Here is a 12,815-nt window from a genome sequence, read left to right as displayed (position 1 = left end):
CTTGCCCGCGAAGGCGTCAGAACAGGCGCCGAAGATTTAGAAGGAATGCGTATGCTGCCGCCGTTTCCACTGGTTCAAGCGCTGTTGCAGATTCAACGGGCTATGAATCTGCTGCTGCCGCGCCCGGCTGAACAAGATCAGCGCCAGTTCGGCAGTGGCCAATGCGTCGGCACTGGCGTTGTGACGCTCGAAGACTTCCAGCTTGAACCAATCGATCCACTGATCCAGCCCCGCCTCGCGAATGTGCGCCTGCGGGCAAAGCATGGGGGCAATATCCGCCACATCCAGGAATGGATGCTGCAACTTGTAGCCCAGGTGATCTTTCAACGCGCGCCCAAGCATGTGCTGATCGAACGGCGCATGAAACGCCAACACCGGACTGTCCCCCACGAATTCCATGAAATCGAGCAACGCCTCGGCCGGGTCGCTGCCCGCCGCAATCGCACTCGGGCCCAAACCGTGGATCAGCACGCTGGGGCCGAGTTTGAGTTCAGTGCATTGCAAGGTGCGTTCGAACTGCTGGCTGAAGTCGATCGCCCCGTCCTCGATCACCACCGCACCGATGGACAGCACCCGATCCTTGCTCATGTTCAGCCCGGTGGTTTCCAGGTCGAGCACCACCCAACGTTGTTCACGCAGGCTGCACTCGCCCAGCTCGGCACCCGCCGGCAAGTGTTGCAGACGTTGTTGCAGTTCACCGGACAGCAGTGGGCTGGCGGGGCGCAACCATGAAAACAGGCTCATAGCTGATACCGCAGGGCCAGGCTGCTTTGCAGGCGTTGCGCCTGGCGCAGGGATTCACGCAGGATCCGTCGATCAAGGTGGTTGAGGCTGTCGGGATCGACCCGGTTGGAGTAGGGCAAATTCTCCCGGGTCTGTAGCTGATGTTGCTGCATGCGGGTTTGCTGAATGAAGTGATACGCCTCTTCGTACGCCGCACCGTCCAGCCGTTCGATGACGTCTTTGTCCACCAGTTGGCGAAACCGCTCCAGCGTATTGTTTGCCTCGATCCCATGCGCCAACGCCAACAATCGGGCCCCGTCGACAAACGGGGTCAGGCCCTGGATTTTCAGGTCCAGGGTGGCTTTCTCACCATTCTTGCGCGCCAGCACGAACTCACGGAAACGTCCTACGGGTGGACGATTGCGCAGGGCGTTTTCGGCCATCATCCGCTGGAACAGCCGGTTGTCGTTCACCTGATCGAGAATCCCCTGGCGCAGCTGATCGCAACCTTGCTCGTCGCCCCAGACCACGCGCAAGTCGAAATAGATGCTCGAACCCAGCAGGTTCTCCGGCGTCGCCTCGCGGATAAACGCTGCAAAACGCCGCGACCATTCGGCCCGAGACAAACACAGCTCGGGGTTGCCCGCCATGATGTTGCCTTTGCACAGCGTGAAGCCGCACAGCGCCAGGCTCTGGTTGATCTGTTGGGCGATGGGCAACAACTTGCCGCGAATCTCGGCCGCGTGGGCCGCGTCCCGGGCTTCGAACAACATACCGTTGTCCTGATCGGTGTGCAGCGTCTGCTCGCGGCGGCCTTCGCTGCCGAAGCACAGCCAACTGAACGGCACGCCGGGGTCGCCTTTTTCGGCGAGGGTCAGTTCGATCACCCGGCACACGGTATGGTCGTTGAGCAGGGTGATGATGTGGGTGATCTGGGTCGAAGACGCACCGTGGGCCAGCATGCGCTCCACCAATTGGCCGATCTCGCCGCGCAATGCCACCAGGTTGTCCACGCGCTGGGCGCTGCGGATCGTCCGCGCCAGGTGCACCAGGTCGACCCGTTGCAAGGAAAACAGATCCCGTTCGGACACTACGCCGCACAGGCGATGATCTTTGACCAGGCAGACGTGGGCGATATGCCGTTCGGTCATGGCAATTGCCGCATCGAAGGCGCTGTGGTCCGGCGACAGGAAAAATGGCGCCTGGGTCATGTGGCGCTCGATCGCTTCGTTGAAGTCGTTGGTGCCGGCGGCCACCACATGGCGTAGATCGCGCAGGGTGAAAATGCCCAGCGGGGCTTTGTGTTCATCCACCACCACGATGCTGCCGACCTGCTGCTCGTGCATCAGGGTCACGGCTTCACGCAGGGGCGTGGTCGGGCTGCACATCACCGGATGGCGCATGGCCAATTCACCCAAACGGGTATTGAGCGAATATTGGGTACCGAGGGTTTCCACGGCTTTTTGCTGGACTTGCTGGTTGACCTGATCCAGCAGGCTGCTGACGCCGCGTAGGGCAAAGTCGCGAAAGGCGTTGGAAAGCGCGAACAGTTTGATAAACGCCAGCTTGTTCAGCTGTAGGCAAAAGGTGTCTTCGGCGGCCAGGTGTTCGGTGCGGGTCGCACGTTCACCCAGCAGCGCAGCGAGGGGGAAACACTCGCCGGTGGTGATTTCGAAAGTGGTTTCGGTCCCGCCCTTGGCCGTGTGCGGGCGCTCACCCACGACCCGGCCTTGTTTGACGATGTAGAAATGCTCAACCGGGCCATCGGCGGGTTTGATGATGCTCTCGTTGGGCGCATAAAAACGCAGCTGACATTGCTCAACCAGGTACGCCAGGTGCGCGTGTTCCATCTGATTGAAGGGCGGGAAACGCTGAAGGAATTGCAAAGTGCCCTGGATGTTCTGCAACACCGCGGTTTTCCCTGCCTGTGTGAAGGCGTCCGCTTTACTCATAACCATTACCGCAGTCTTTTTGAATTGTTGTTGTCGGATGACTCAGCCATGGTCGGCCCCTGGGCCCAGGGTGCCCATTGGACGTAAGTCTAGGTAGGCAGTACCGCTGACGGAAGTTAGGAAATGTCTGACACAACTGTCGGAAAAACCTCCTACATTGGCTATAGGAAAATTTTCCGACGAAGTGCACATTGAAGGTCCTACTGGCGATGTCTGACGAATGAGCCAGACAGATTGAATGAAACGTAGAGTAAGCCATGTCCGACCACGATATTTTGAGTGACGCCGAGCGCGAGGCGCTGAGTGCCGTCATGCTGGAACCTGATCTGCCGCCGCAGCGGGTGCTGATCGTCGATGACGATAAAGACGCACGCGAGTTGCTGTCGGAGATTCTCGGTCTGGATGGCATTCGTTGCATGACCGCAGCCAGCGGCGAAACCGCACTCAAAATGTTGAGCGAAAAACCCGCAATCGGCTTGGTGATTACCGATCTGCGAATGGGCCATGTCGATGGCCTGGACTTGATCCGTAAAGTTCGCGAGTCGGTTCGGGCCGCCATGCCGTTCATCATCGTTTCCGGCGATGCCGACGTGAAGGATGCGATCGCTGCGATGCACCTGAGCGTCGTGGACTTCCTGCTCAAACCTGTCGATACCGGCAAGCTGTTGGCGCTGGTCAAGCATGAGCTGGGAATGGATTTGTAACACGATCCCCCTGTAGGAGCTGTCGAGTAAAACGAGGCTGCGATCTGTTGATCTTGCTTTTAAAGAACAGAATCAAAAGATCGCAGCCTCGTTTCACTCGACAGCTCCTACACAGAACCAAAAAAAAGCCCTGATCGAAAGATCAGGGCTTTTTCATGTCTGGCGTTAACGCTTACTCAAAGGCCATTGGCAGCCTTGAACTCGCGACGACGTCGGTGCAGGACCGGCTCGGTGTAGCCGTTCGGCTGTTTCGTGCCTTCGACCACCAGTTCGACCGCCGCCTGGAAGGCGATGTTGCTGTCGAAATTCGGTGCCAGCGGACGGTACAGCGCGTCATTGGCGTTCTGGCGGTCAACCACCGGCGCCATGCGCTTGAGGCTTTCCATGACCTGATCTTCAGTGACGATACCGTGGCGCAACCAGTTGGCGATGTGCTGGCTGGAAATACGCAGCGTCGCACGGTCTTCCATCAGGCCGACGTCGTTGATGTCCGGCACTTTCGAGCAACCTACGCCCTGGTCGATCCAGCGCACCACGTAACCGAGAATGCCCTGGGCGTTGTTGTCCAGTTCGTTCTTGATCTGTTCCGTGGTCCAGCTCGGATTGACGGCCAGCGGGATGGTCAGGATGTCGTCCACCGAGGCGCGCGCACGTTTGGCCAGTTCGGCCTGACGGGCGAACACGTCGACCTTGTGGTAGTGCAGCGCGTGCAACGCGGCGGCGGTCGGCGATGGAACCCAGGCCGTGTTGGCGCCGGCCAATGGGTGAGCGATTTTCTGTTCGAGCATCGCCGCCATCAGGTCGGGCATGGCCCACATGCCTTTACCGATCTGCGCGCGACCTTGCAGGCCGGTGCTCAAACCGATATCGACGTTCCAGTTTTCGTAGGCGCCAATCCACTTTTCAGCCTTCATGTCTGCCTTGCGCACCATCGGGCCGGCTTCCATTGAAGTGTGGATTTCGTCGCCCGTGCGGTCGAGGAAACCGGTGTTGATGAACACCACGCGTTCGCTGGCAGCCTTGATGCAGGCCTTGAGGTTGACCGTGGTACGGCGTTCCTCGTCCATGATCCCGACTTTCAGGGTGTTGCGCGGCAGGCCCAGCACCTCTTCGATGCGACCGAACAGCTCGTTGGTAAACGCCGCTTCTTCAGGCCCGTGCATCTTCGGCTTCACGATATAGACCGAGCCGGTGCGGCTGTTCTTGCGCGAGTTGTTGCCGTTGAGGCTGTGGATCGCCGCGAGGCTGGTCACCAGACCGTCAAGGATGCCTTCCGGCACTTCGTTGCCGTCTTTGTCGAGGATCGCGTCGATGGTCATCAGATGACCCACGTTACGCACGAACAGCAACGAACGGCCGTGCAGGCTCAGTTCTTTGCCATCGACGCCGGTGTAGGTGCGGTCGGCGTTCATGGTGCGGGTAAAAGTCTGACCGCCCTTGGAGACTTCTTCCGACAGATCGCCCTTCATCAGGCCGAGCCAGTTGCGGTAGATCACCACTTTGTCATCGGCATCGACGGCGGCGACGGAGTCTTCGCAGTCCATGATGGTGGTCAGCGCGGCTTCCATCAGGATGTCTTTGACGCCGGCAGCGTCGGTCTGGCCAACCGGGGTGCTGGCGTCGACCTGGATTTCGAAGTGCAGGCCGTTGTTTTTCAGCAGGATCGCGGTCGGTGCCGCGGCATCGCCGTGGAAGCCGATCAGCTGGGCATCGTTGCGCAGGCCGGTGTTGCTGCCGCCTTTAAGGGCAACCACCAGTTTGCCGTCAACGATCTTGTAGGCGGTGGAATCGACGTGAGTGCCGGCCGCCAAGGGCGCCGCTTCGTCGAGGAAGGCGCGGGCGAAGGCAATCACTTTGTCGCCACGCACCTTGTTGTAGCCTTTGCCTTTTTCCGCGCCGTCGGCTTCGCTGATGGCGTCGGTGCCGTACAGGGCGTCATACAGCGAACCCCAACGGGCGTTCGAGGCGTTGAGCGCGAAGCGGGCGTTCATGACCGGCACCACGAGCTGTGGACCGGCCATGCGGGCGATTTCGTCATCGACGTTTTGCGTCGTTGCCTGGAAATCGGCCGCTTCTGGCAGCAGATAACCGATGTCTTGCAGGAAGGCTTTATAGGCCACGGCGTCGTGCGCCTGGCCGGCACGGGATTGGTGCCAGCCATCGATACGAGCCTGGAAATCATCGCGTTTGGCGAGTAGGGCTTTGTTCTTCGGTGCCAGGTCATGAATGACCTTGTCGGCATCGGCCCAGAACTTATCGGCGGTGAGGCCGGTACCGGGAATGGCTTCGTTGTTCACGAAGTCGAACAGGACTTTGGCGACCTGCAGGCCACCGACTTGAACGTGTTCAGTCATTGCTTGCCTCACTCTGCTCAGCTATTTCGCTTTTCAGCTCTTCAATTTAACAATGAAGCCTCTGGCATTTAAACCACAAACCCTGCGACCAGTGCATGCCATTTCTGACGGCTGGGTTGGGACCAATCAACGGCTTGGAGGCCTTGCTGACGGGGCTTTCAGGGATGCGACTGCGCCGGTAGGCAGACATCGATCCAACGTTATGTAGTGCGCGCTGCGGCATACTACATGATGAATTGCGCTTGTGAAAATTAGACTAATTACGTCGTTCTGCGACCCCATGACGCATTGCAGTCACGCCGGGGATCGGGATGTTCTCAAAAAACCATTAGATTGTTCCAGTTAAATATAAAAAGTTGTACACGATTTGTTGTTCGCTGCAGATCGGTGGGGGCCCCTTCGCGGGCAAGCCTCGCTCCTACAGGGTCGTGTGTAGACCGTATTCATGGGAACGACGCGGACCTGTAGGAGCGAGGCTTGCCCGCGAAGGCGCCAGGCCTGCCAGCACAGAAACAACCCTTGCCTATACTTCTCTTTCAATAACAAAAGAGGGCTGCGCCATGGACCACCTCGTACTCACTGTTTTCGCTCCAGACAAGCCTGGGCAGGTCGAGCGCATCGCCCAGTGCATTGCCGAGCACGGCGGCAACTGGCTGGAGAGTCGGATGTCGCGCATGGCCGGGCAGTTCGCCGGAATCCTTCGGGTGGGCGTACCGGCCGAAGCCTACGATGAATTGGTCGATGCCCTACAAGCACTGTCGGCTCAAGGCATTCGCGTATTGATTGCCGAAAGCGGCATCGAGCAATCCTGCACCTGGAAACCGATAGCGATGGAATTGGTCGGCAATGACCGCCCGGGCATCGTTCGCGACATCACTCGTCTGTTAAGTGAGCAGGGGGTCAATCTGGAACGGCTGGTGACCGAAGTGCGTCCAGCGCCGATGAGCAGCGAGCCACTGTTCCACGCCGAAGCGATTCTCGCCGTACCGCTGACGCTGTCGCTGGACGTGTTGCAGTCCAGGCTGGAAACCCTCGCGGACGATTTGATGGTGGAATTGGTGCTACGCAGCGAGCCCTGACAGGGTTATCCAAGTTATACGTGCACCTGCCTGTGGATAACCTGTAGAGACAGCCCGCCAGGCCACGTCGGCCGGGGCTCTTCAGCAACTGATCAAAAAACCAGCAGTTTCAATAAGTTGCGCAAAAACGCCGGGGATCACGCTGTGGATAACCTTGGGAAGGAATGATGCAGGCCACGAGTGACGTGGCCTGTGAAGGGTTGTGCGTTTTTTGATCAGCTGCGACGACGAAGACTTATCCACGCATCGACGCTATAGATCGCCAGGCCCGCCCAGATAAAGATGAAGGCCACAAGCGTGCTGGATGACAAGTGTTCACCAAACAGCAGAACGGCCTGCAGCAGCACCAGCGTCGGCGCGATGTACTGGAGGAATCCCAGCGTGGTGTAGGGCAAATGCCGTGCGGCGGCGTTGAAACACACCAGCGGCACCAGCGTCACCGGCCCGGCGGCCACCAGCCACCAGGCTTCGGACGTGGTCCAGAATTCGGGCTGAGCGCTGGTGGCTGTCTGATTGAACAGCAGCCAGGCCAGCGCAATCGGCACCAGCATCCAGGTTTCCACCACCAGGCCGGGCAGGGCTTTGACCGGCGCCTGTTTGCGGATCAATCCGTAGAAGCCGAACGTCAGCGCCAGCACCAGTGACACCCACGGCAGGCTGCCGACTTGCCACACCTGTTGCGCCACACCGACCGCCGCCAAACCAACGGCCAACCATTGCATGCGCCGCAGCCGTTCACCGAGGATCAGCATGCCCAGCAGCACGTTCACCAGCGGGTTGATGTAGTAACCGAGGCTGGCTTCGAGCATGCGCCCGTTGTTCACCGACCAGACATACGTCAGCCAGTTGGCCGCGATCAGCGTGCCGCTCAGGGCAAGGATTGCCAGGCGTTTCGGATTGTCACGCAGTTCGCGCCACCAGCCCGGATGCTTCCAGACCATCAGCAGCAAGGCACCGAACAACGCGGACCAGAGCACCCGATGGATGATGATCTCCACGGCGGGCACGCTGGCGATGGCTTTGAAGTAGAGCGGGAACAATCCCCAGATGATGTAGGCACTCAGGCCCAGGATGTACCCACGACGCGGGTTTGCGGCTTGCATGCAGAATCCTTGCTTAGGCAGCTAACAAAGTGGGGATTGTATAGATGTGCTGGGTTTTTTGTAGGAGCGAGGCTTGCCCGCGAACAACGATAACGCGGTCTGCCTGACGTACCGCGTTTTCGTTGTTCGCGGGCAAGCCTCGCTCCTACAGGGGTTGCGGTGTTTAGAAGAGTTTCAAGGGTTCTTCATTGAGTGCAGACAATTGCTCGCGCAATGCCAGCACCTGGTCGCCCCAATACCGCTCGGTACCGAACCACGGGAAACTGCGGGGGAACGCCGGGTCGTCCCAGCGGCGCGCGAGCCAGGCGCTGTAGTGCATCAAACGCAAGGCGCGCAGTGGTTCGATCAACGCCAGTTCACGCGGGTCGAAGTCGTGAAACTCGTTGTAGCCGTCCATCAATTCCGACAACTGACCGAGACATTCCTGACGGTCGCCCGCCAGCATCATCCAGATGTCCTGGACGGCAGGCCCCATGCGGCAGTCATCGAGGTCGACGATGTGGAACATTTCGTCGCGGCACATCATGTTGCCGGGATGGCAATCGCCGTGCATGCGGATGTTCTGGTGCGGCGTGGCCTTGTAGACCTCTTCCACACGCTTGAGCAGGTCACGTGCCACGGACTCGTAGGCCGGCAGCAGGCTTTTGGGCACGAAATTGCCTTCGAGCAATGTGTTCAGCGAGTCCTGGCCGAAGTTCTTCACGCCCAAGGCTTCACGGTGCTCGAACGGTTTGGTCGAGCCGACGGCGTGCAGGCGCCCCAGCAACTGGCCGAGGCGATACAGCTGATCGAGATTGCCTGGCTCTGGCGCACGGCCGCCACGGCGGGGGAACAGGGTGAAGCGGAAACCGTTGTGTTCGTGCAGGCTGGCGCCGTTGTGGATCATTGGCGCGACGACCGGTACGTCGCATTCGGCGAGTTCGAAGGTGAATTGGTGCTCTTCGAGAATCGCTTCGTTGGTCCAGCGCTGCGGACGATAGAACTTGGCGATCAGCGGCTCGGAGTCTTCGATGCCGACTTGATAGACACGGTTCTCGTAGCTGTTGAGCGCCAGAATGCGCGCGTCGCTGAGAAAGCCGATGCTTTCGACGGCATCGAGCACGAGGTCTGGGGTGAGGGTTGCAAACGGGTGGGCCATGCTGACTCCTGCGCGCAGCAGGCTGCCGCGTCCGGCCAAGCATGGTAGCGCAGACGAGGTGTCTTTAGGGCCTGGCCTTGAGATGAGTGGTGTTTGGGCTGACGCCTTCGCGGGCAAGCCTCGCTCCTACAGGGGGAATGCATTCCAATGTAGGAGCGAGGCTCGCCCGCGAAGAGGCTCGATCAGGCGCCGACGATCCCGCCGTCTTCACGCGAGATGGCCATCACCGAAGACCGCGGCTTGCCATTCGGCAGGTGCTCGGGGAACGTCGAACCACCGTTCTCCCCCGGATGCTGAATCCCGACAAACAAGGTTTTCTGATCCGGCGAGAAGCTGATCCCCGTGACCTCACAGCCCACCGGCCCGACCATGAAGCGGCGAATTTCCCCGGTCACCGGGTCGGCGCAGAGCATCTGGTTGTTGCCCATGCCGGCAAAATCACCGGCATTGCTCGAGTCGCCATCGGTCAGGATCCACAACCGCCCGGCCTTGTCGAAACCCAAGCCATCCGGGCTGTTGAACATGTTCTGCGGGGTGATGTTCGACGAACCCCCCTTCGGCGTCCCGGCATGCACGCCCGGGTTGCCGGCGACCACGAACAAATCCCAGGCAAACGTCTTCGAGCCGTGATCGTCACGGTCGGTGCGCCAGCGCAAAATCTGCCCGTAAACGTTCTTCTCACGCGGGTTTGGTCCACCCACCGGTTGACCGTCTTCACCGCGCTTGGCGTTGTTGGTCAGCGTGCAATAGACCTGGCCATCCTTGGGGCTGACGACGATCCATTCCGGACGGTCCATGCGCGTGGCTTTCACCACGCTGGCGGCGAGGCGCGCGTGAATCAGCACTTCGGCCTGGTCAGCAAACCCGCTGCTGGCGTCGATGCCGTTCTTGCCGTGGGTCAGCTCGATCCACTCGCCCTGGCCTTTCGGGTGATCGGCATTGCTGTCGCCCGCGTCGAAGCGCGCCACGTACAAGGTGCCGTGGTCGAGCAGGTCGCGGTTGGCCTTGGGATTCTTGTGATTGATCGTGTCGCGGCTGACGAATTTGTAGATGAACTCGCCGCGTTCGTCGTCGCCCATGTACACCACGGCGTGCCCGTCGCTGGTTTCCGCGAGGGCTGCGTTTTCATGTTTGAAGCGGCCCAGTGCCGTGCGCTTGACCGGCGTCGATTGCGGGTCGAACGGGTCGATTTCCACCACCCAACCATGACGGTTGAGCTCGTTGGGGTTTTTCGCCAGGTCGAAACGCTCGTCGTGTTGATGCCAGTTGATCTCTTTGCTGGTCGCCACTGCGCCGTAGCGTTTTTGTGCGGGGTCGAACTTCTGCTCGGCATTGCTGCTGCCGAAGCAGTCGGTGAAGTTCTCTTCGCAGGTCAGGTAGGTGCCCCACGGCGTCTTGCCGTTGGCGCAGTTCTGGAAGGTGCCGAGGACATTCTTGCCGTGCGGGTCGGCGCTGGTTTTCACCAGTTCGTGCCCGGCGGCCGGGCCGCTCAGGCTGATCGGCGCGTTACCGTGAATGCGCCGGTTGAAGCGTGAGCCCTGGACGAATTGCCATTGGCCGTTCTTGCGCTGTACTTCGATCACCGACACGCCTTCGCAGGCCAGCGCCTTGTGCACTTCTTCTGCCGACTGCGGCATGCCGCCGTGCGGGTAGAGGTAGCGATAGTTGGTGTATTCGTTGTTAATCGCCATCAGCGCCCGGTCTTTTTCACCGGGGAATTCGAACAGGCTCATGCCGTCGTTGTTGTCGCCGAACTGGGCTTCCTGTTGCTGGGCCGTGCCGTTGCCGCTCGGGTCGAACGCCGGGCCGTCCTTGTGCAGTGGCTGGCCCCAGCTGATCAACACCGAGGATTTGTAGCCCGGCGGCAGGCTGATGGCGTCACTGGTGGCGGCGGCAATGCTGTCAAAACCCAACAGGTTGCTGGAGCCGGCACTGACGCTGGCGGCCAGCACGCTGCGGCTCAGCAGGTTGCCGCCGAGGAACATCGCCGCACCGCACAGGGCACCGGCACTGATGAAGCCACGACGGCTGAGGCCGACCATTTTCTCGAGGTCGGTGGATTGGTTGTCTTCTAATAGGCTCACATCAGGCTCCCTGCTGGTTTTTGCAGTCACCTTAATGAGCGCGCATGACGCTTTTGTTGCAGCTGGGTTTACAGCGGCGTGCCAAGCAGCACGTTGGACGGCGCGAACTGCACCAGCACCGGTTTTTTGACCGCAAGACCGAGGGTTCTCAAGTGCAGCGGCTCGGCCAGCGCGCACAGTGTCTGGCCATTGGGCAGAGCGATGCGCACTTCGCTGGGGCCGTCTTCGGCGTCGAGAATCTCTTCGAGTGTGCCCTTCAAGCAATTGTGTCCAGTCGTTGCCGTGTCCTCGACACCCAGCAGATCGAGCCAACCGGCCTTGATCAACGCGACTACTTCGGTGCCGGTCTGCAGTTCCAGGCGCAGGGTGCTGTCGTGGGTGATCTGCGCATCGATGGTCAGGCTCTCGGCCAGTTGCAGACGGATCAGGTCATTGCGTCCTTGGGATTCGATCGCCACGACCTTGCCGTGCAATTGATTGCGCGCGCTGGTCCTGAGCATCAGTCGCCCGAGCAAGTCGAGGTCGCTGGCGTCTTCGGCGGCTTCCAGCACTTGCGCCTGCAAGGCTTGCAGCTTTTGATACAGGCGCAATACGCGCTCGCCTTCACTGGACAGTTTGGCGCCGCCACCGCCCTTGCCACCGACGCTGCGTTCCACCAGGGGCTTTTGCGCGAGGTTGTTCAACTCATCGATGGCGTCCCACGCCGCTTTGTAACTCAGGCCGGCGCTTTTCGCGGCGCGGGTGATCGAGCCTTGTTCGGCGATGTGCTGCAGCAACGCGATGCGCTGCGGGCGACGGACGATGTGCTGGGACAACAACGAAGGCAAGGACATGGCGAGACGCTTTGGGCTGTGACGATGGGGACGACGTTGGCGGCTTGGGCTGCAGGAGTCAAGTCAGGCATCGCCGGGTTTGGGCGTGCGGGCCAGGCAATAAACGTCGACCCGAGCGGCACCGGCCTCCATCAACAGGTGAGCCAGGGCCTGGGCGGTGGCGCCGGTGGTCAGCACGTCGTCGACCAACGCCAGATGACGCCCCTTGATGAGCGCATCGGGCGCCAGGGCAAAGGCATTGCGCAGGTTCTTTTTGCGGGCATCGGCGTTCAGGTCCTGTTGAGCGCTGGTGTCCTGAATCCGCCGCAGCAGTGTTTCGTCGCAGGCAATGTCGAGACCGCTGCTGAGCCAGAGCGCGAGCATCGCGGCCTGGTTGAAACCTCGTTCGCGCAGGCGCTTGGCCGCCAGTGGCACCGGGACCAAGGCGTCTGGCCTGTCCAGGTCTTCATCGAAACGGTGTTGCAGGGACTGAGCGAGGAGTTCGGCGAGCAGGCGGCCGAACGGCCACTTCGCGCTGTGCTTGAAGCGGGTGATCAGGCTGTCGATCGGAAAGCTGTAGGTCCACGGCGCCACGACCCGTTCGAAGGCCGGCGGTTGCTTCAAGCATTGGCCACACGTCAGCCCCGACGCGGGCAAGGGCAGGGCGCAGGTTTGGCAATGGTCGCCAAGCCAGGGCAGTTCGGTTTCACAAGCGGTGCAGATGGGCGTCCTTTCATCGGATGCTTCGCCGCAAAGCAAGCAAAGTTGTTCGTTTTTTAACCAGATGTAAACCGGTCCATCGTATCGTGGTTGACAGCGCATGAGTCTTCCTTAAATATGCCGAACATCCGTGTCGCGTCTGTGGG

Annotated in this window: 10 protein-coding genes; 2 read left to right on the top strand and 8 right to left on the bottom strand. The window is 60.3% G+C overall.

The annotated features are described in order from the left end of the window. Positions 1-36: 36 nt before the first annotated feature. On the bottom strand, positions 37-744 hold the full coding sequence (locus ACIPL2_RS06075) for a PolC-type DNA polymerase III (RefSeq protein ID WP_401353934.1): 708 nt from the start codon (positions 742-744) through the stop codon (positions 37-39). Next, positions 741-2,681: a putative nucleotidyltransferase substrate binding domain-containing protein gene (locus ACIPL2_RS06070; RefSeq protein ID WP_401353932.1), complete on the bottom strand. Its 1,941-nt coding sequence runs from the start codon at positions 2,679-2,681 to the stop codon at positions 741-743. Before ACIPL2_RS06070 ends, ACIPL2_RS06075 begins: the two co-directional genes overlap by 4 nt. A 251-nt stretch (positions 2,682-2,932) precedes the next feature. On the opposite strand from ACIPL2_RS06070, the gene ACIPL2_RS06065 reads away from it, so the two are divergent. Beyond that, positions 2,933-3,379 carry a response regulator gene (locus ACIPL2_RS06065; protein WP_401353930.1) on the top strand — a complete coding sequence of 149 codons (447 nt, stop codon included), beginning with the start codon at positions 2,933-2,935 and terminating at the stop codon, positions 3,377-3,379. Between the two features lie 176 nt (positions 3,380-3,555). Here the strand turns inward: ACIPL2_RS06065 and ACIPL2_RS06060 are convergent, their stop codons facing one another. Then, complete coding sequence (locus ACIPL2_RS06060) at positions 3,556-5,733, bottom strand: malate synthase G (protein WP_401353928.1); 2,178 nt, start codon at positions 5,731-5,733, stop codon at positions 3,556-3,558. A gap of 560 nt (positions 5,734-6,293) precedes the next feature. Between ACIPL2_RS06060 and ACIPL2_RS06055 the strand changes: the two genes are divergently transcribed. After that, a complete protein-coding gene (locus tag ACIPL2_RS06055; RefSeq protein WP_046029919.1) occupies positions 6,294-6,812 on the top strand; it encodes a glycine cleavage system protein R in 519 nt (172 codons plus the stop codon). A gap of 215 nt (positions 6,813-7,027) precedes the next feature. Here ACIPL2_RS06055 and rarD read toward each other — a convergent pair whose 3' ends face one another. The 5 genes from rarD to ACIPL2_RS06030 form a co-directional block, all read right to left on the bottom strand. Next, entirely contained in the window at positions 7,028-7,915 is an 888-nt protein-coding gene (rarD, locus tag ACIPL2_RS06050) for an EamA family transporter RarD (protein ID WP_401353926.1), read from the bottom strand. 163 nt (positions 7,916-8,078) lie between these two features. Then, positions 8,079-9,053 carry a serine/threonine protein kinase gene (locus ACIPL2_RS06045; RefSeq protein WP_401353924.1) on the bottom strand — a complete coding sequence of 325 codons (975 nt, stop codon included), beginning with the start codon at positions 9,051-9,053 and terminating at the stop codon, positions 8,079-8,081. Positions 9,054-9,235: 182 nt separating this feature from the next. Next, positions 9,236-11,137 (bottom strand): PhoX family protein, encoded by a 1,902-nt coding sequence (locus tag ACIPL2_RS06040; RefSeq protein WP_401353922.1) that lies wholly within the window; start codon positions 11,135-11,137, stop codon positions 9,236-9,238. 68 nt (positions 11,138-11,205) lie between these two features. Continuing rightward, entirely contained in the window at positions 11,206-11,970 is a 765-nt protein-coding gene (locus ACIPL2_RS06035) for a TOBE domain-containing protein (protein WP_401353920.1), read from the bottom strand. Between the two features lie 63 nt (positions 11,971-12,033). Continuing rightward, the gene (locus ACIPL2_RS06030; protein WP_401353918.1) at positions 12,034-12,771 is read right to left on the bottom strand and encodes a double zinc ribbon domain-containing protein; all 738 of its coding nucleotides are present in this window, start codon (positions 12,769-12,771) and stop codon (positions 12,034-12,036) included. Positions 12,772-12,815 lie beyond the last annotated feature (44 nt).

This window comes from Pseudomonas sp. NPDC086251 (assembly GCF_044746405.1).
GTDB lineage: Bacteria > Pseudomonadota > Gammaproteobacteria > Pseudomonadales > Pseudomonadaceae > Aquipseudomonas.
The sequence above is the reverse complement of the archived record's forward strand: the minus strand, read 5'-3'. Positions and strand labels throughout refer to the sequence as shown.